At 71.0% G+C, this 18,328-nt stretch carries 16 protein-coding genes; all 16 read left to right on the forward strand.

Going from position 1 to position 18,328, the window contains the following annotated elements:
* Nucleotides 1-58: 58 nt before the first annotated feature.
* The 16 genes from fmt (at nucleotide 59) to GQQ95_RS10825 (ending at nucleotide 18,287) form a co-directional block, all read left to right on the forward strand.
* On the forward strand, nucleotides 59-1,009 hold the full coding sequence (fmt, locus tag GQQ95_RS10750; RefSeq protein WP_157427666.1) for a methionyl-tRNA formyltransferase: 951 nt from the start codon (nucleotides 59-61) through the stop codon (nucleotides 1,007-1,009).
* The gene (locus GQQ95_RS10755; RefSeq protein ID WP_157427667.1) at nucleotides 1,006-2,484 is read left to right on the forward strand and encodes a transcription antitermination factor NusB; all 1,479 of its coding nucleotides are present in this window, start codon (nucleotides 1,006-1,008) and stop codon (nucleotides 2,482-2,484) included. Before fmt ends, GQQ95_RS10755 begins: the two co-directional genes overlap by 4 nt.
* A gap of 9 nt (nucleotides 2,485-2,493) precedes the next feature.
* Nucleotides 2,494-3,189, forward strand: a complete 696-nt coding sequence (gene rpe / locus GQQ95_RS10760; RefSeq protein WP_157427668.1) for a ribulose-phosphate 3-epimerase — start codon at nucleotides 2,494-2,496, stop codon at nucleotides 3,187-3,189.
* Nucleotides 3,186-3,449 (forward strand): phosphoribosyl-ATP diphosphatase, encoded by a 264-nt coding sequence (locus GQQ95_RS10765; RefSeq protein WP_157427669.1) that lies wholly within the window; start codon nucleotides 3,186-3,188, stop codon nucleotides 3,447-3,449. Before rpe ends, GQQ95_RS10765 begins: the two co-directional genes overlap by 4 nt.
* A 62-nt stretch (nucleotides 3,450-3,511) precedes the next feature.
* A complete protein-coding gene (gene hisG, locus GQQ95_RS10770) occupies nucleotides 3,512-4,351 on the forward strand; it encodes an ATP phosphoribosyltransferase (RefSeq protein WP_157427670.1) in 840 nt (279 codons plus the stop codon).
* A 6-nt stretch (nucleotides 4,352-4,357) separates the two neighbouring features.
* Entirely contained in the window at nucleotides 4,358-5,119 is a 762-nt protein-coding gene (gene hisF / locus GQQ95_RS10775) for an imidazole glycerol phosphate synthase subunit HisF (protein ID WP_157427671.1), read from the forward strand.
* Entirely contained in the window at nucleotides 5,116-5,481 is a 366-nt protein-coding gene (hisI, locus tag GQQ95_RS10780) for a phosphoribosyl-AMP cyclohydrolase (protein WP_157427672.1), read from the forward strand. The genes hisF and hisI overlap by 4 nt, the downstream gene beginning before the upstream one ends.
* Nucleotides 5,482-5,493: 12 nt before the next feature.
* Nucleotides 5,494-7,014: an anthranilate synthase component I gene (locus tag GQQ95_RS10785; protein ID WP_157427673.1), complete on the forward strand. Its 1,521-nt coding sequence runs from the start codon at nucleotides 5,494-5,496 to the stop codon at nucleotides 7,012-7,014.
* A complete protein-coding gene (locus GQQ95_RS10790; RefSeq protein ID WP_157427674.1) occupies nucleotides 7,011-7,745 on the forward strand; it encodes a Trp biosynthesis-associated membrane protein in 735 nt (244 codons plus the stop codon). The genes GQQ95_RS10785 and GQQ95_RS10790 overlap by 4 nt, the downstream gene beginning before the upstream one ends.
* 36 nt (nucleotides 7,746-7,781) lie before the next feature.
* Nucleotides 7,782-8,012, forward strand: a complete 231-nt coding sequence (locus GQQ95_RS10795; RefSeq protein WP_157427675.1) for a DUF6704 family protein — start codon at nucleotides 7,782-7,784, stop codon at nucleotides 8,010-8,012.
* Nucleotides 8,013-8,015: 3 nt separating this feature from the next.
* The gene (gene trpC / locus GQQ95_RS10800) at nucleotides 8,016-8,786 is read left to right on the forward strand and encodes an indole-3-glycerol phosphate synthase TrpC (protein WP_157427676.1); all 771 of its coding nucleotides are present in this window, start codon (nucleotides 8,016-8,018) and stop codon (nucleotides 8,784-8,786) included.
* Nucleotide 8,787: 1 nt separating this feature from the next.
* On the forward strand, nucleotides 8,788-9,996 hold the full coding sequence (gene trpB / locus GQQ95_RS10805) for a tryptophan synthase subunit beta (protein ID WP_157427677.1): 1,209 nt from the start codon (nucleotides 8,788-8,790) through the stop codon (nucleotides 9,994-9,996).
* On the forward strand, nucleotides 9,993-10,778 hold the full coding sequence (trpA, locus tag GQQ95_RS10810) for a tryptophan synthase subunit alpha (RefSeq protein WP_157427678.1): 786 nt from the start codon (nucleotides 9,993-9,995) through the stop codon (nucleotides 10,776-10,778). The genes trpB and trpA overlap by 4 nt, the downstream gene beginning before the upstream one ends.
* A 116-nt stretch (nucleotides 10,779-10,894) precedes the next feature.
* Nucleotides 10,895-11,845, forward strand: coding sequence for a prolipoprotein diacylglyceryl transferase (gene lgt, locus GQQ95_RS10815; protein ID WP_157427747.1), 951 nt, complete (start codon nucleotides 10,895-10,897; stop codon nucleotides 11,843-11,845).
* Nucleotides 11,846-12,005: 160 nt separating this feature from the next.
* A complete protein-coding gene (gene gltB, locus GQQ95_RS10820) occupies nucleotides 12,006-16,532 on the forward strand; it encodes a glutamate synthase large subunit (RefSeq protein ID WP_157427748.1) in 4,527 nt (1,508 codons plus the stop codon).
* A 297-nt stretch (nucleotides 16,533-16,829) separates the two neighbouring features.
* Nucleotides 16,830-18,287 carry a glutamate synthase subunit beta gene (locus tag GQQ95_RS10825; RefSeq protein ID WP_157427679.1) on the forward strand — a complete coding sequence of 486 codons (1,458 nt, stop codon included), beginning with the start codon at nucleotides 16,830-16,832 and terminating at the stop codon, nucleotides 18,285-18,287.
* Nucleotides 18,288-18,328 lie beyond the last annotated feature (41 nt).

The raw sequence follows: 18,328 nt of genomic DNA on the forward strand, positions 1-18,328 counted from the left end.
GACCGTCGTTCGTCCGACAGCGGGCCGGGCACGCCCCGCTGGTCGGCGACAATGGAGTGTGCAGAAGCTCCGTCTCGTGTTCGCCGGTACGCCGGCCGCCGCTGTCCCCTCGCTCGAACGGCTCGCCGCGAGCGGCCACGAGATCGTCGCGGTGGTCACCCGTCCGGCGGCTCCGATCGGCCGGAAGCGCGTGCTCACGCCCTCTCCAGTCGCTCGAGCGGCCGAGCGGCTGGGCCTCGAGGTGATCGAGGCCGCGAGGCTCGACGACGAGGCCACCACCCGTCTCGCGGCATCCGCGCCCGACCTCGGCGTGATCGTCGCGTACGGCGGCCTGGTGCGCGAGCCGCTCCTGTCGACGCCCGTGCACGGCTGGATCAACCTGCACTTCTCGTTGCTTCCGGCCTGGCGGGGTGCCGCGCCCGTGCAGCATGCCCTCATCAACGATGACCCCGCGACCGGCGCCGCCGTGTTCCAGCTCGTGGCCGAGCTCGATGCCGGGGACGTCTTCGCGGAGCTCTCGCACCGGATCGAGCCGGGTGACACCGCAGGCAGCCTGCTCGAGACCCTCGCCGAACGCGGGGGAGCGTTGCTCTCCGACGTGGTCGACGGCATCGCCGAGGGCACCGCGCGGGCGATCCCGCAGGCGGGCGAGCCGTCCTTCGCCCCGAAGCTCCGCATCGACGACGCCCGCATCGACTGGAACGAACCCGCACGATCGGTCCTCGCGCGCTATCGGGGCGTGACCCCCGAACCCGGCGCGTGGACGACCCTCGACGGCGCGAGGCTCAAGCTCCTCGGCCTCGCCGCCGCGCCCACTCCCACGGATCTGGGGGTCGAGGCGCTTCCGACCCTCGCCGTCGGCGAACTCGCCGCGGTCGGACGACGCCTGCTCATCGGCACGGCCGACGTGCCCGTCGAGGTCGTGCAGGTCCAGCCGGCCGGCCGGACGGCGATGCCGGCCGCCGACTGGTGGCGCGGGGCAGGCCGCGTCGGGGCGGTGGCCGCATGAACGCGCAGGGCGGCGACCGCGGTGCGCCCCGCCGGCACCAGCCTCCCCGTGGGCCGAAGGTGTCCCCGGCGCGCACGGTCGCGTTCGACGTGCTCGAGGCCGTTCGCCGAGACGAGGCCTACGCCAACCTCCTCCTGCCCGCGCGCATCCGTCGCGCCCGCCTCAGCACCGCGGATGCCGCGTTCGCGACCGAGCTGACGTACGGGACCCTGCGCAGGCAGGGCTACTACGACCAGGTGCTCGCGATCGCGGCGGGTCGCCCGGCGGAGGCGATCGATCCGGCCGTGCTCGACGTGCTGCGCCTTGGGACTCATCAGCTGCTCGCGACGCGGGTGCCGACCCACGCGGCCGTGAACGAGCAGGTGGACCTCGTGCGCCGCGTCGCGCCGAAGGCCGCCGGCTTCGTCAACGCCGTGCTGCGGACGGTCTCACGCACCGACGCCGAGGCCTGGCGCGCACTCGTGGCCGAGGGTGCGCCGAACGAGGACGAACGCCTGGCGCGGCTCGAGAGCCACCCCGTGTGGGTCGTCCGGGCGCTGCGCGCGGCACTCGCGCGCGAGGGTCGTGCCGACGAACTCGAGGCGCTGCTCCAGGCCGACAACTCCTCGCCGCGGGTGAACCTCGCGGTCCTGCCCGGCATCGGCGACGGTGCCGACGAGCTCGGCGCGATCGACGGCTTCGCGCCCGACCGGTACTCGCCGATCGGTGGCACGGCCGAGAACCCGATCGCGGTCGTCGAGGCGGCCGGGGGTCGCATCCGCGTGCAGGACGAGGGTTCGCAACTCGCGGCGCTCGCACTCAGCCGGGCCGTGCCCGTGCGAGCCGGCGAGCGCTGGCTCGACCTCTGCTCGGGCCCAGGCGGCAAGACGGCCGTGCTCGCGGCCGAGGCGCTCGCGGGCGGAGCCGTGCTCGCCGCGAACGAGGTAGTCCCGGCGCGGGCCGACCTCGTGCGTGCGGCGATCGCCGGCGTGCCGACGCAGGTCGACGTGCGTGTGGGCGATGGGCGCTCCCTCGACCCGGCCGCGTACGGAGCCCCCGACGGGTTCGACCGGATCCTGCTCGACGCGCCCTGCACGGGCCTCGGCGCGCTTCGGCGACGCCCGGAGGCACGCTGGCGCAAGCGACCCGAGGACGTCGCGGAGCTCACGCTGCTCCAGGGCCAGCTCCTCGATTCCGCGTTCGCCGCGCTGGCCCCGGGAGGCGTGCTCGCGTACGTGACCTGTTCGCCGCACACGGGGGAGACGCACGGCACATTGGGCGCGGCGCTCGCCCGGTGGGGGTCGATGGCCGAGCAGCTCGACACGGCCGCGATCGTGCAAGACCTGTCGCGGCATCCGCTCGACCTCGCGTCCGATCCGGCCACGGTGCAGCTCTGGCCGCACCGACACGGCACGGACGCCATGTTCATCGCCCTGGTGCGTCGGGTTGCGGCATCCGCCGATCGCCCGGGCGGCGACCGCACGCCTGCTCGATAAGGTTGCAGCATGACGACGCGGATCAACCCGAGCATCCTCGCTGCCGACTTCGTGAACCTGCAGGCCGAGCTCGCGCGCATCGCGACCGCCGACCTCGTGCACGTGGACGTCATGGACAACCACTTCGTCCCGAACCTGACCTTCGGTCCGCAGATGGTCGGACGCATCCAGGACGTCAGTCCCATCCCGCTCGACGTGCACCTCATGATCTCCGACGTCGATCGGTGGGCACCCGGGTACGCGGAGCTCGGCGCCTACTCCGTCACGTTCCACGCCGAGGCGACCGACGAGCCGGTCGCCCTCGCCAGGCGGCTGCGCGCGATCGGCGCCCGTGCCGGCATCGCCCTCAAGCCGGGAACGGATGCCGAGCCCTACCTGGAACTGCTCTCCGAGTTCGACCAGGTGCTCGTCATGACCGTCGAGCCCGGATTCGGCGGCCAGTCCTTCATGCACGAGACGATGCCGAAGCTGCGTTCCGTCGCCGACGCGGTCCGTGCCGCTGGTCTGGACGTCTGGCTGCAGGTCGACGGCGGGATCTCGACCGACACGATCGGCATCGCCGCAGAGGCCGGGGCCGATACGTTCGTGGCCGGCTCGGCAGTGTTCGGCGCCGACGTGCCGGCCGAGCGCATCGCGGCGCTGCGTGACCTCGCGGCGTCGCACCGCCACGAGGGCGCGCACGGCCCGGGTAGTCTGAAGTCGTGAAGACATTCGACGAACTCTTCGTCGAGCTCAGCGAGAAGGCCCGCACCCGTCCAGAGGGTTCCGGCACCGTGCGCGAGCTCGATGCGGGCGTGCATGCCATCGGGAAGAAGATCGTCGAGGAGGCGGCCGAGGTGTGGATGGCCGCCGAGTACCAGACCGACGATGAGGCTGCCGAGGAGATCTCGCAGCTGCTCTACCACCTTCAGGTGATGATGATCGCGAAGGGGCTCTCGCCCGCCGACGTGTACCGACATCTCTGATCGCGCTCCCGTCCGTCAGAACCGTCGAAACGATCGTGCATCCCGCACAAGAAGGCCAGAACATGCTTCGAATCGCCGTGCCCAACAAGGGCTCGCTCTCAGAGACCGCCGCCCAGATGCTCTGGGAGGCCGGGTACACGGGTCGCCGGGACCCGCGCGACCTGCACACCGCCGATCCACGCAACGGCGTCGAGTTCTTCTACCTGCGACCGCGTGACATCGCGACCTACGTCGGGTCGGGGGCGCTCGACGTCGGCATCACCGGCCGCGACCTCCTCCTCGACTCGGGCTCCGACGCGGTCGAGATCGCGCCGCTCGGGTTCGGCGACTCGACCTTCCGGTTCGCGGGCCCCGCCGGAGCCTTCACCGACCTGGCCGGCCTCCAGGACGTCCGCGTCGCGACGAGCTATCCGGGCCTCGTGGGCGCATTCCTCGCCGGCCATGGCGTCACGTCGACGCTCGTGAAGCTCGACGGGGCGGTCGAATCGGCCGTCCGTCTGGGCGTCGCCGACGCCGTCGCCGACGTCGTCTCCACCGGGTCGACCCTGCGCCAGGCCGGGCTGGAGATCTTCGGCCCCGTGATCCTGGACTCCGAGGCCGTCCTCATCGGTTCGGGCGTCGAGCGCTCGGGGGCCGACACGCTGCTCCGCCGCCTCCAGGGCGTGCTCGTCGCGCGGCAGTACGTGCTGCTCGACTACGACGTGCCGGTCGAGCACCTCGAGGCCGCGACCGCCGCGGCGCCCGGGTTCGAGTCGCCGACCGTCTCACCGCTGCACGACCCCGAGTGGGTCGCCGTGCGCGTCATGATCCCGCGGGGCGACATGAACCAGGTGATGGACGAGCTGTACTCGCTCGGTGCCCGGGCGATCCTCGTGAGCGCGATCCACGCCGCACGGCTGTAGGCCCCGATGCCAGTCGCGATCAGGGTCATCCCGTGCCTCGACGTCGCCGCGGGGCGCGTCGTCAAGGGCGTCAACTTCGAGAACCTGCGGGATGCCGGCGACCCGGTCGAGCTCGCCGCGCGCTATGGGGAGCAGGGCGCCGACGAGCTCACCTTCCTCGACGTCACCGCGACGGTCGACGACCGGTCCACCACCTACGAGATGGTCCAGCGCGTCGCCGAGCAGGTCTTCATCCCGCTCACGGTGGGAGGCGGTGTGCGCTCCGCGGAGGACGTGGCCCGACTGCTCGGCCACGGCGCCGACAAGGTGGGCGTCAACAGCGCCGCCATCGCGCGCCCGGCCCTCCTCGGCGAGATCGCCGACCGCTTCGGCGCGCAGGTGCTCGTCCTCTCGCTCGACGTGAAGCGGTCGGAGCGCACGGCGTCGGGTTTCGTGGTGACCACGCACGGCGGCCGCACCGAGACCGACCTCGACGCCCTCGACTGGGCGAGGCGGGCCATCGAGCTCGGCGCGGGCGAGCTGCTCGTCAACTCGATCGATGCCGACGGGACGAAACGCGGCTTCGACCTGGAGCTCACCGCGCTGATGCGCGAACGATCGAGCGTTCCCGTCATCGCCTCGGGCGGCGCCGGCGCGGTGGAGCACTTCGCGCCCGCGGTCGCCGCGGGCGCTGACGCCGTGCTCGCGGCATCCGTGTTCCACAATGGGGAGATGACCATCGCCGAAGTGAAGGCCGCCCTGGCCGCCGACGGGCGGATCGTCCGATGAGCGCCGCCGTCGACGCTGCGCTCGACCGGGCGGCGTTCAATGCCGACGGCCTGCTGCCGGCCGTCATCCAGCAGGAGGGCACCGGCGAGGTCCTGATGCTCGGCTGGATGGACCGCGAAGCCATGCGGCGCACGCTCACCGAGGGGCGCGTGACGTTCTGGTCTCGGTCGCGGCAGGAGTACTGGCGCAAGGGCGACACGTCGGGCCATGCGCAGTACGTGCGGCAGGCCGCGCTCGACTGCGACGCCGACACCCTGCTCGTGACCGTCGAGCAGGTCGGCGTGGCATGCCACACCGGCACGAGGACCTGTTTCGTGGGCGACCCGCTCGAGGTCGTCCAGGGCTTCCCGCCCGCCGACTGACGAGGAGCGCGCGTGCCCGCCACCACCACCTTCGACGAGTTCACCTCGCTGCTTCCCGGCAGGCGCGTCGTCCCCGTCGCGCGCGAGCTCTTCGCCGACGGCGAGACGCCGGTCGGCATCTACCGCAAGCTCGCCCACGGCAAGCCGGGCACGTTCCTGCTCGAGTCGGCGGAGCAGGGCGGCATCTGGTCGCGATACTCCTTCGTCGGCGTCGCGTCCTACGGCGTGCTCACGGAGCACGAGGGGCGCGTCCGATGGCAGGACCACGGGCTCGACGAGGCCAGGGCCCTCGGCGACGCCGGTTCCCTCGCACCGCTCGCAGCGCTCGAGGCGCTCTACGAACGGTGGCGTTCCGACGACGTCCCCGGCGCGCCGCCGCTCACCGGCGGGCTGGTCGGCTTCATCGGCTGGGAGGCGATCCGGCAGATCGAGCACCTGCCGAACCGGCCACCGGCGGACTTCGAGGTTCCCGGCCAGGCGTTCTGCTTCGTCGCCGAACTGGTCGTGATCGATCACCGCACGGGCACCGTGCAACTCGTGGCATCCGTGCTCAACGACGGCGTCGACGCGCCCGATGCGATGTGGGTCGGTGCGCAGGAGCGACTCGACCGGATGCAGCGCGATCTCGCCCGACCTGCCGAGGCGTGGCTGGCCGAGATCGACCTCACGACACCGACGACGCCCACTCACCGCACCGAGAAGACCGACTTCCTGGCGGCGGTCGAGCGATCGCGCGAGTACATCCGCGACGGCGACGTCTTCCAGGTGGTCGTCTCCCAGCGCTTCGAGCAGGAGGCGAGCGCCGACCCCGTCGACGTCTACCGCGTCCTGCGCGCCCTGAACCCGAGCCCGTACATGTACTTCCTGCACCTCGCGGATGCCGCGGGCGAGCCGTTCCACATCGTCGGGTCCTCACCGGAGGCCCTCGTCAAGGTCGCCCAGGGCAGGGTGTTCACGCATCCGATCGCCGGGTCGAAGCCGCGCGGCGACACGCCCGAGGCCGACGCCGACTACGAGGCGGAGCTCATCGCGGACCCGAAGGAGCAGGCGGAGCACCTCATGCTCGTCGACCTCGCCCGCAACGACCTCGCCAAGGTCTGCATCGCGGGCTCCGTCGAGGTGACGGAGTTCATGCGCGTCGAGCGCTTCAGCCACATCATGCACCTCGTCTCCTCCGTCGAGGGTGATCTCGCGGCCGGCGCGAACGCCGTCGACGTGTTCCGCGCCACCTTCCCCGCCGGCACGCTTTCGGGAGCGCCGAAGCCCCGCGCGCTCGAGATCATCGACGAGCTCGAGCCGGCCCAGCGCGGCGTGTACGGCGGCGTCGTCGGCTACTTCGGGTTCGGCGGCGACGCCGACCTCGCGATCGCGATCCGGACGGCGACGATCGCGGGCGGCGTCGCGCACGTCCAGGCCGGAGCGGGGCTCGTGGCCGACTCCGTTGCCGAGTCGGAGTACGAGGAGTCGCAGAACAAGGCCGCCGCACCCCTCCGGGCCGTGGCCATCGCCAACGCGATGCGGCGGGTTCCGTGAACGGCGCGCGCGCCAAGTCGCTCGCACTCCTCGCGGGCGTGGCGGGTGCCGGACTGACGCTCCTGGCCTGGAGCCAGACCTGGTTCGAGCTCCGACTGCTCGGGCAGGCGGGCATCGGGACCGCGGATGTCATCGCCGTCGGCGGGGGAGTCGCGTCCCCGGCGCTCGCGGCGCTCGGCCTCGCCGGCCTCGCCCTCGTCGCGGCGATCGCGATCGCCGGACCGGTGCTGCGCGTCGTGCTCGCGGTCATCCAGGCCCTCCTGGGGGGATCGATCATCCTCGCGAGCTCCCTCGCCATCGGCGATCCGGTCGGCGCCGTCGCACCGGCCGTGACGGAGGCCACGGGCGTGGCCGGCACCGGGCCGACCGCCGAGCTCGTGGCATCCGCGAGCGCGACCTTCTGGCCGACGGCCGCGATGCTCGGGGGAGCCCTCGTCGTCATCGCCGGCCTCGTCGCGCTGTCCACGACGCGGCAGTGGCCAGGCTCCTCCCGCCGCTACTCGTCCGCGCGCGTGACGGATGCCGCCACCGGTGAGCCCACGACGCTCGCCGCCGCCCAGGTGCCGCAGATGGACGCCCGCCGACGGGCCTCAGATCGAGCCGTCGATGCCTGGGATGAACTCAGCCGCGGCGACGACCCGACCGAGGCCGGGATGCCTGGCCCCGGCTCCGGTATCGGAGATGACGTGCCGCACGCCGAGGGCGAAGGCCCCACCGACCCCAGCCGCTAGACTTGCGACGACCCCTGAACGCTACGAAGGAGCAACATGAGCACTGAGACCGCAGACCCCGGCCACGGACACTCGCCCGCGGCATGGACGGCCGTCGTCATCATGCTCGTCGGCTTCGCGGTGGGGACGCTCGCATTCTGGTTCGAGATCGTGTGGCTCGTGTGGGCGTCCGCCGGCATCGTCCTGATCGGCCTGCTCGTGGGCTGGTTCCTCGGCCGGGCCGGCTACGGCGTCGGCGGCGACAAGGTCGCCGCGAAGGCGCACTGACGCGTGCTCGCCGACCTGACGGCCAACTCGGTCGCCGACGCACTCGCGCGCCGTGAGGTCCGCCCGCTCGACGTGGTCGAGCGTGCGGCCCTCGATCGCGCTCCCGCGCTGGACGCGCTCCACGCACTGCGGCCGGCCGCCCGGGTGAAGGTCATCGCCGAGATCAAGCGGGCGAGCCCATCCCGCGGGGCCCTGGCGAGCATCGACGACCCGGCCGAGCTGGCGCGCCTCTACGAGCTCGGCGGGGCCAGCGCCATCAGCGTGCTCACCGAGTCGCGCAAGTTCAAGGGCTCGCTCGCCGACCTCGATGCCGTTCGCGCCGCGGTGGCCCTCCCGGTGCTGCGCAAGGACTTCATCGCCACGCCCTACCAGGTGTTCGAGGCGCGAGCGGCCGGTGCCGACCTCGTGCTCCTCATCGTGGCGGCCCTCGACGACCGCACACTGCTCGAGTTGTACGAGCTCATCACCTCGCTGGGCATGACGGCGCTCGTCGAGACGCACTCCGGCGAGGAGCTGGAGCGAGCTTCGGCGATCGGCGCGCGCCTCATCGGCGTGAACGCGCGCGACCTGTCGAGCTTCGAACTCGATCGCGACCTCTTCGGCCGGCTCGCCGACCGATTCCCCTCAGATGCCATCCGCGTCGCCGAGTCGGCGGTGCTCTCAGCCGCGGATGTCGCGCACTACCGTGCGGCGGGCGCCGATGCCGTGCTCGTCGGCGAAGCGCTCGTCACGGGCGACCCGATGGCCAACCTCTCAGCTTTCCTGGCGGTGTGACATGGCGCTCAGAGCGCAGACCGGTCCGTACTTCGGCGACTTCGGCGGGCGCTTCGTGCCCGAATCCCTGATCGCCGCCCTCGACGAGCTCGGTGAGGCGTACTCCCTCGCCAAGCTCGATCCCGCGTTCGCGGAGGAGCTCGCCGAACTCGGGCGCAGCTACACCGGGCGCCCCTCGATCATCACCGAGGTGCCGCGGTTCGCTGCCCACGCCGGCGGCGCCCGCATCATCCTGAAGCGCGAGGACCTCAACCACACGGGGTCCCACAAGATCAACAACGTGCTCGGCCAGGCGCTGCTCACCAAGCGCATCGGCAAGACGCGCGTCATCGCCGAGACCGGAGCCGGCCAGCACGGCGTCGCCACCGCGACCGCCGCGGCCCTGTTCGACCTCGACTGCACGATCTACATGGGCGAGGTCGACACCGAGCGCCAGGCGTTGAACGTGGCCCGCATGCGTCTGCTCGGCGCCGAGGTGATCGCGGTCACGAGCGGTTCTCGCACCCTGAAGGACGCCATCAACGACGCGATGCGCGACTGGGTCACGAACGTCGAGACGACCAACTACATCTTCGGCACGGTCGCCGGGCCGCATCCGTTCCCCGAGATGGTGCGCGACTTCCAGAAGATCATCGGCGAGGAGGCACGCCAGCAGGTCCTCGACCTGACCGGTGCACTGCCCACCGCCGTCGCGGCGTGCGTCGGCGGCGGCTCCAACGCCATCGGGCTCTTCCACGCGTTCCTCGACGACGCCGACGTGAGGATCTACGGCTTCGAGGCCGGCGGCGAGGGCGCGGAGACGCCGCGGCACGCGGCGACGATCACGAAGGGCCGGCCCGGCGTGCTGCACGGCGCCCGCAGCTTCATGCTCCAGGACGAGGACGGCCAGACCATCGAGTCGCACTCGATCTCCGCCGGCCTCGACTATCCGGGTGTGGGCCCCGAGCACTCCTGGCTCGCCGACATCGGCCGAGCCGAGTACCGTCCCGTGACCGACGACGAGGCCATGCAGGCGCTCCGCCTGCTGACCCGCACGGAGGGCATCATCCCGGCCATCGAGTCGGCCCACGCCCTCGCGGGCGCACTCGAGCTCGCGCGGGAGCTGGGGCCCGACGCGACCATCCTCGTGAACCTCTCGGGTCGTGGCGACAAGGACATGGACACGGCCGCGAAGTACTTCGAGCTCTACGACGAGGAGAACGCCAAGTGAGAACGGTCGCTCCCGTCATCGCCCGCCGCAACGACGAGGCCGACGGGGCGCTCATCGGCTACCTCCCGGTCGGGTTCCCGACGCTCGACGAGAGCGTCGAGGCCGCCGTCGCGCTGGTCGAGAACGGCGTCGACATCCTCGAGCTCGGGCTGCCCTACTCCGATCCGGTCATGGACGGTCCGGTCATCCAGGCCGCGACGCAGCAGGCGCTCGCGAACGGGTTCCGACTCTCGCACGGCTTCGAGGCCGTCCGCCGCATCACGGAGCGCGTCGCCGCTCCCGTCCTGATCATGACCTACTGGAACCCCGTCGTGCAGTACGGCGTCGACCGCTTCGCCGACGATCTCGCGGCGGCCGGGGGAGCGGGCCTCATCACGCCCGACCTGATCCCCGACGAGGGGGCCGACTGGATCGCGGCGTCGGATCGCACGGGCCTCGACCGCGTCTTCCTGGCGGCCCCGACCTCGACGGATCCCCGGCTGGCGCAGACGATCGACGCGAGCCGCGGCTTCGTGTACGCCGTCTCGACGATGGGCATCACCGGCGCTCGTGCCGATCTCGACGAGGCCGCGCGCACGCTGGTCGGGCGGCTCCAGGCCGCGGGCGCCGAAGCGAGCTGCGTCGGCGTGGGCATCTCGACGGCCGCCCAGGTGGCCGAGGTGCTGGGGTACGCGCAGGGCGCGATCGTCGGCTCAGCCCTCGTGCGGGCGCTGGCCGAGGGCGGGGTCCAGGCAGCAGGCTCGCTCGCGGCGGAGCTCGCGCGCGGCACGCGTTCCGAGTGAAGTACGCTGACTGAGGCCCGAGTGGCCGAAGCCCCCGAAGAAAGGCAGCAGTTCGCGTGATCGCACCGCTGAGCATCCCGAGCCCGAACCCCGAGTGGCAGTCGTTCCAGATCCCGATGCCGTGGGGCGTGCTGACGATCCACGCCTACGCGCTCTGCATCCTCGTGGGCATCATCCTGGCGGTCATCGTCACGTCGCGCCGGCTCACGAAGCGCGGCGCGGAGCCCGGCATCGTGATCGACATCGCCCTGTGGGCCGTGCCGCTCGGCATCATCGGTGCGCGGTTCTACCACGTGTTCACGCACCCGAACGACTACTTCTTCGAGGGCGCGAACATCTGGAACCCGTTCGAGCCCGGCGCCATCTGGAACATCTGGGAGGGCGGCAACGCGATCTACGGCGCGCTCCTCGGTGGGGCCGTGGGCGTGCTCATCGGATGCCGGTTGACCGGCATCCGGTTCCTCTCGTTCGCTGACGCGCTGGCGCCCGGACTCCTGCTCGCGCAGGCGGCCGGACGCCTCGGCAACTGGTTCAACCACGAACTCTTCGGTGCTCCGACGGACCTGCCCTGGGGCCTCGAGATCCCGTCGGACAACCCAGCGTTCCCTGCGGGCCTCGCCGACGGCACGCTCTTCCACCCGACCTTCCTCTACGAGATCGTCTGGAACCTGGCGGGCGTCGCCGCGATCCTGCTCCTCGAGCGTCACTTCAACCTGCGGTGGGGGCGCGCCTTCGCCGTCTACCTCATCTGGTACGGCACCGGCCGGGCCTTCCTCGAGTCGATCCGAGTCGATCCGAGCGAGATGTTCCTCGGCGTCCGCGTGAACGTCTGGGCCTCATTCGCCGCCATCCTCGTCGGCGTGATCATGCTGTTCGTCCTGCGCCGACGGCACACGGGTTCCGAGCCGACGCCCTATGTTCCCGGGCGTGAATGGAAGGGCCCCGACGCTGCGCTAGACTCGGACGAAACTGAGTCTGACTCCGACTCTCTCGACAACGAGGTCGAGAGTGAGAACATCGAGGGCGAGACCGCGGCCACAAGCTCGCGCGGGTCCACCACTTCCTGAGGCCCTCACCTCGTTCTCCGACGCGGCGCCGCACCTTGCGCCGCGACTCTCTCCGCTGGGCCGACGTCGTCCCCCGCTGCCACCTAGTAGATGAGGACGGTCACACGTGTCGCTCACTCCACCCTTCGCGAGGTTCGGTTCGATCCCCGCCGCCCACGGCATGTACGACCCTGCCGCCGAGAAGGACGCCTGCGGCCTCGCGATGGTCGCGACCCTGCGCGGCACCGCCGGTCACGACATCATCGCGACCGCGCTCGATGCGCTGCGCCACCTCGAGCACCGCGGTGCGGTCGGCTCCGACGCGGGCACCGGCGACGGTGCGGGCATCATCACGCAGATCCCCGACGAGTTCCTTCGTGCCGTGGTCGACGTCGAACTGCCGGCCGCCGGATCGTACGCGGTCGGCAACGCCTTCCTTCCGTTGGACCCCAGCCTCCGCAGCACCATCAAGCGCCAGCTCCGGCAGATCGCCGAGTCCGAGGGCCTGCAGGTCATCGCGTGGCGCGAGGTGCCGGTGCGTCCCGAGGAGCTCGGAACGCTCGCCCGCGCGGCGATGCCGGCCGTGCACCAGCTCTTCGTGCAATCGGCAGCGACGACCGACGACGGCGAGCGCCTCGCCGGCATCGCGCTCGACCGGCTGACGTTCCGCCTGCGCAAGCGGGCCGAGCGCGAGCTCGAGCTCTACTTCATGTCGCTCTCCAGTCGCACCATGGTCTACAAGGGCATGGTCACCACGCTGCAGCTGGAGCCGTTCTACCCCGACCTCTCCGATGAGCGGTTCGCATCCAAGCTCGCCCTCGTGCACTCGCGCTACTCCACGAACACGTTCCCGTCGTGGCCGTTGGCGCAGCCGTTCCGGATGATCGCCCACAACGGTGAGATCAACACCATCCAGGGCAACCGGAACTGGATGCGCGCGCGCCAGTCGCAGCTCGCATCGGAGGTGCTCGGCGACCTCGACCCGATCCTGCCGATCGTCACCCCCGGCGCGAGCGACTCGGCGTCGTTCGACGAGGTCGTCGAGTTGCTCACGCTCGCGGGCCGCAGCCTGCCGCACGCCGTCATGATGATGGTGCCCGAGGCGTGGGAGAACCAGACCGAGATCTCCCCGGAGCGTCGCGCGTTCTACGAGTACCACTCGATGCTCATGGAGCCGTGGGACGGTCCCGCCGCGATCGTGTTCACCGACGGCTCACTCGTCGGGGCCACGCTCGACCGCAACGGCCTGCGGCCGGGGCGGTACGTCGTGACCGACGACGGCCTCGTGGTCCTCGCGAGCGAGATCGGCGTGCTCGAGGTCGCGCCATCGCGCGTCGTCCGGAAGGGCAGACTGCAGCCCGGGCGCATGTTCCTCGTGGACACCGAGGCCGGCCGCCTCATCGAGGACGACGAGATCAAGTCCGAGCTCGCGGCATCCGAGCCCTGGGGCGACTGGCTCGACGAGGGCCGCATCCGCCTCGCCGAGCTTCCGGAGCGCGAGCACATCGTGCACCCGCCGGCCTCGATCACGCGCCGCCAGCGCACCTTCGGCTACACCGAGGAGGAGGTCAAGATCCTCCTCGCGCCCATGGCGCGCACCGGTCAGGAGCCGCTCGGCGCGATGGGCTCCGACACCCCGATCGCGGTGCTCTCCCAGCGCCCGCGCCTGCTCTTCGACTACTTCACGCAGCAGTTCGCGCAGGTCACCAACCCGCCGTTGGACTCCATCCGCGAGGCGGTCGTGACCTCGCTCGGCACGTCGATCGGCCCCGAGGGCAACCTGCTGACGGCCACGCCCGGCCACGCGCGTCAGGTCGCGCTCGACTTCCCGGTCATCGACAACGACGAGCTCGCCAAGATCGTGCACATCGACCCGCGCACCGGCGGTGCGCGCACGACCAAGACGCTGAAGGGCCTCTACCGCGTCGACGACGGCCCCGAGGCCATGCGCGCACGTCTCGACGAGCTGTGCCAGGAGGTCGACCAGGCGATCGAGGAGGGCGCTCGCTTCGTCGTGCTGAGCGACCGCGACTCCACCGCGGACCTCGCGCCCATCCCGTCGCTCATCATGCTGTCAGCGGTGCACCACCACCTCATCCGCTCCGAGACCCGGATGAAGGTCGGGCTCGTCGTCGAGGCGGGCGACGTGCGCGAGGTGCACCACGTCGCGCTCCTCATCGGCTACGGCGCATCCGCGGTGAACCCGTACCTGGCGATGGAGACCTGCGAGTCGCTCGTGCGGTCCGGGGTCATCACCGGCGTGTCACCCGAGCAGGCCGTGCACAACGTCATCAAGGCGCTCGGCAAGGGCGTGCTGAAGATCATGTCGAAGATGGGCATCTCGACGATCTCCTCGTACGCGGGAGCACAGGCGTTCGAGGCGGTCGGCCTCGCCCAGGACTTCATCGACGAGTACTTCACCGGCACCGTCTCCAAGCTCGGCGGCATCGGCATCGACGTGATCGCCGCCGAGAACCTGGCGCGTCACCGCGTCGCGTACCCGCAGGATGTCGCCGTGCGTGCGCACGAGCGTCTCGCGACGGGCGGCGAGTACCAGTGGCGCCGCGACGGGTCCCCGCACCTGTTCAACCCCGAGACGGTGTTCCGCCTCCAGCACTCCACGCGAAACCGTCGGTACGACGTCTTCCGCGAGTACACCTCGATGGTGGACTCGCAGGCCGAGGAGCTCATGACGCTGCGCGGGCTCTTCGCGCTGCGCACCGGCACGCGTCCCGCCGTCCCCATCGACGAGGTCGAGTCCGTCGCGTCGATCGTGAAGCGGTTCTCGACGGGAGCGATGAGCTACGGCTCGATCTCGAAGGAGGCGCACGAGTCGCTCGCGATCGCCATGAACCGCCTCGGGGCGAAGTCGAACACGGGCGAGGGCGGCGAAGACCTCGACCGTCTGCTCGACCCCGAGCGGCGCAGCGCGATCAAGCAGGTGGCGTCCGGCCGGTTCGGCGTGACGAGCATGTACCTCACGCACGCCGACGACATCCAGATCAAGCTCGCTCAAGGTGCCAAACCGGGTGAAGGCGGCCAGTTGCCGCCGACCAAGGTCTACCCGTGGGTCGCTCGCACGCGGCACGCGACGGCCGGAGTCGGACTCATCTCCCCGCCACCGCACCACGACATCTACTCGATCGAAGACCTCAAGCAGCTGATCTTCGACCTCAAGCGCGCCAATCCCAAGGCGCGTGTGCACGTCAAGCTCGTGAGTCAATCCGGCATCGGTGCCGTCGCGGCCGGAACGGCGAAGGCCCTCGCCGACGTCATCCTGGTCTCGGGGCACGACGGCGGCACGGGCGCCAGCCCGCTGAACTCGCTGAAGCACGCGGGCACGCCCTGGGAGCTCGGCCTCGCCGAGACCCAGCAGACGCTGATGCTGAACGGCATGCGCGACCGCGTGGTCGTCCAGGTCGACGGTCAGCTGAAGACCGGCCGTGACGTGGTCATCGGCGCTCTGCTGGGCGCCGAGGAATTCGGCTTCGCGACCGCGCCGCTCGTGGTGCAGGGGTGCGTCATGATGCGCGTCTGCCACCTCGACACCTGCCCGGTCGGCGTCGCGACGCAGAACCCCGTGCTGCGCGAGCGCTTCACCGGGAAGCCCGAGTTCGTCGTGAACTTCTTCGAGTTCATCGCGCAGGAGGTGCGCGAGTACCTCGCCGAGCTCGGCTACCGCTCGCTCGACGAGGTCATCGGGCGCCGCGAGCTCCTCGACATCGACCGGGCGGTCGACCACTGGAAGTCGTCGGGCCTCGACCTGACGCCGGTGCTCGTCGGACCCGACTTCTCGGACTCGGAGCCACGTCGCAACCTGCGCGAGCAGGACCACGAGCTCGAGCAGCACTTCGACAACGAGTTGATCCGCCGCAGCGCGGTCGTGCTCGAGGACGGCGGCACGATCAGCATCGACCTGCCGGTCAGGAACACCGAGCGCGCGGTCGGCACGATGCTCGGCCACGAGGTCACCGTGCGCCGCGGCGAGCACGGCCTGCCCGCCGGGTCGATCGACATCACGCTCACGGGGTCTGCCGGGCAGAGCCTCGGCGCGTTCCTGCCGAGCGGGATCACGCTCCGGCTCGAGGGCGACTCCAACGACTACGTCGGCAAGGGCCTCTCCGGTGGCCAGATCGTGCTCCGCCCCTCCAGGGAGAGCACGTTCGCCGCCGAGCGCAACGTCATCGCGGGCAACGTCATCGGCTACGGCGCCACACGGGGCAGCATGTTCCTGCGGGGCATCGTCGGCGAACGGTTCCTGGTCCGCAACTCCGGCGCCTCTGCGGTCGTCGAGGGCGTGGGCGACCACGCACTCGAGTACATGACGGGCGGCCTCGCGCTGATCCTCGGAGAGACCGGTCGCAACCTCGGAGCCGGCATGTCGGGCGGCACCGCCTACGTGCTCGGCCTCCGCGAGGAGCGCGTCAACCGCGAATCCCTCAGCTCGGGCGAACTCGAGCTGCTCCCGCTCGGCAGCGCCGACCGCGAGATCGTCCGCGACCTGCTCGAGCAGCACGTCGCGAACACCGATTCGACCGTCGCCGCCGATCTGCTCGCTGCAGGCGACGGCGCGTTCGAGCGTTTCACCAAGGTGCTGCCGCGCGACTACGCGGCAGTGCTCCGCACCCGCCAGAGCGCGGTCGACGAGGGGCTCGACCCCGACGGCGACGTGGTCTGGACCCGAATCCTGGAGGTGACGGGTGGCTGACACCGAGATGGTCTGGACCCGAGCTGTGCTCACGAACTGCGTGGAGGTGACGGGTGGCTGACACCGAGATGGTCTGGACCCGAGCTGTGCTCACGAACTGCGTGGAGGTGACGGGTGGCTGACACCGAGATGGTCTGGACCCGAGCTGTGCTCACGAACTGCCTGGAGGTGACGGGTGGCTGACACCGAGATGGTCTGGACCCGAGCTGTGCTCACGAACTGCGTGGAGGTGACGGGTGGCTGACACCGAGATGGTCTGGACCCGAGCTGTGCTCACGAACTGCGTGGAGGTGACGGGTGGCTGACCCGAAGGGCTTTCTGAAGGTCACCGAGCGCGAGCTGCCCAAGCGGCGTCCCGTGCCGGTGCGCATCATGGACTGGAAAGAGGTCTACGAGCAGGGCGACCCCGCACAGCTCCGCCGACAGGCCGGTCGGTGCATGGACTGCGGCATCCCGTTCTGCCATCAGGGCTGCCCGCTCGGCAACCTGATCCCCGAGTGGAACGACCTGATGTACCGCGGCGAGGGACGCGCGGCCGCCGAGCGGCTCCACGCCACGAACAACTTCCCCGAGTTCACGGGCCGGCTCTGCCCGGCACCGTGCGAGTCGTCGTGCGTGCTCGGCATCAACCAGCCGGCCGTGACCATCAAGCAGGTCGAGGTCTCGATCATCGACCAGGCCTTCGGCAGCGGATGGGTGCAGCCGCAGCCGCCGGCGCGCCTCACCGGCAAGACGGTCGCGGTCGTCGGCTCCGGTCCGGCCGGTCTCGCCGCGGCCCAGCAGCTGACGCGCGCGGGCCACACGGTGGCCGTGTACGAACGTGACGACCGCATCGGCGGCCTGCTCCGCTACGGCATCCCCGACTTCAAGATGGAGAAGAAGCACATCGACCTGCGCATCGCGCAGATGACCGCCGAGGGCACCCGTTTCCGTGCGGGGGTCGACATCGGCGTGGACATCACATGGGACCAGCTGCGCGAGCGCTACGACGCCGTCGTGGTCGCCACCGGTGCGATGGTGCCGCGCGACCTGCCGATTCCCGGACGCGACCTGCCCGGCGTGCACTTCGCCATGGAGTACCTCACCCAGTCCAACCACCACGTGGCCGGCGACGAGGTGTTCGACCAGATCACGGCCGAGGGCAAGCACGTCGTCGTCCTCGGCGGCGGCGACACGGGTGCCGACTGCATCGGCACCGCGCACCGCCAGGGCGCCCTCTCGGTGACGAACCTCGCCATCGGCAAGCAGCCCGGCGACGCGCGTCCCGAGCACCAGCCGTGGCCGCTGCACCCGACCGTGTTCGAGGTGCAGAGCGCGCACGAGGAGGGCGGCGAGCGCGAGTACCTCGTCTCCACGGTCGAGTTCCTGTCCAACGAGAACGGCGAGCTCCGTGCGATCCGCGTCGCGGAGACGGAGTTCCTCGACGGACGGCGCGTCCCGAAGGCCGGGACCGAGCGCGAGATCCCCGCGGACCTCGTGCTCCTCGCCCTCGGCTTCACGGGGCCCGAGACCGACCTGATCGACGACCAGATCCAGCTTCCGGTCGATGCGCGCGGCAACTTCGCGCGCAGCGCCGACTACGCGACCTCGCACCCCGGCGTCTACGTCGCGGGCGACGCCGGACGCGGGCAGTCGCTCATCGTCTGGGCGATCGCCGAGGGCCGTGCTGCGGCATCCGCCGTCGACCGGTACCTTGAAGGCGAGACCGATCTCCCGAGCCCCGTGGCGGCGACGGCACGCGCGTTCGCCATCTGACCACGGTGCGCCGACGGCGTACCACCCGATAACAACCCCGC

This window comes from Agromyces salentinus, from assembly GCF_009749395.1.
In the GTDB taxonomy this organism is placed as follows: domain Bacteria; phylum Actinomycetota; class Actinomycetes; order Actinomycetales; family Microbacteriaceae; genus Agromyces; species Agromyces salentinus.

What these genes read in the sequence shown, in the direction of transcription:
- GQQ95_RS10755 (WP_157427667.1), top strand. Translation starts at nt 1,006, where the DNA reads ATGAACGCGCAGGGCGGCGACCGCGGTGCGCCCCGCCGGCACCAGCCT.
- rpe (WP_157427668.1), top strand. Translation starts at nt 2,494, where the DNA reads ATGACGACGCGGATCAACCCGAGCATCCTCGCTGCCGACTTCGTGAAC.
- hisG (WP_157427670.1), top strand. Translation starts at nt 3,512, where the DNA reads ATGCTTCGAATCGCCGTGCCCAACAAGGGCTCGCTCTCAGAGACCGCC.
- hisF (WP_157427671.1), top strand. Translation starts at nt 4,358, where the DNA reads ATGCCAGTCGCGATCAGGGTCATCCCGTGCCTCGACGTCGCCGCGGGG.
- hisI (WP_157427672.1), top strand. Translation starts at nt 5,116, where the DNA reads ATGAGCGCCGCCGTCGACGCTGCGCTCGACCGGGCGGCGTTCAATGCC.
- GQQ95_RS10795 (WP_157427675.1), top strand. Translation starts at nt 7,782, where the DNA reads ATGAGCACTGAGACCGCAGACCCCGGCCACGGACACTCGCCCGCGGCA.
- trpB (WP_157427677.1), top strand. Translation starts at nt 8,788, where the DNA reads ATGGCGCTCAGAGCGCAGACCGGTCCGTACTTCGGCGACTTCGGCGGG.
- lgt (WP_157427747.1), top strand. Translation starts at nt 10,895, where the DNA reads ATGCCGTGGGGCGTGCTGACGATCCACGCCTACGCGCTCTGCATCCTC.
- gltB (WP_157427748.1), top strand. Translation starts at nt 12,006, where the DNA reads ATGTACGACCCTGCCGCCGAGAAGGACGCCTGCGGCCTCGCGATGGTC.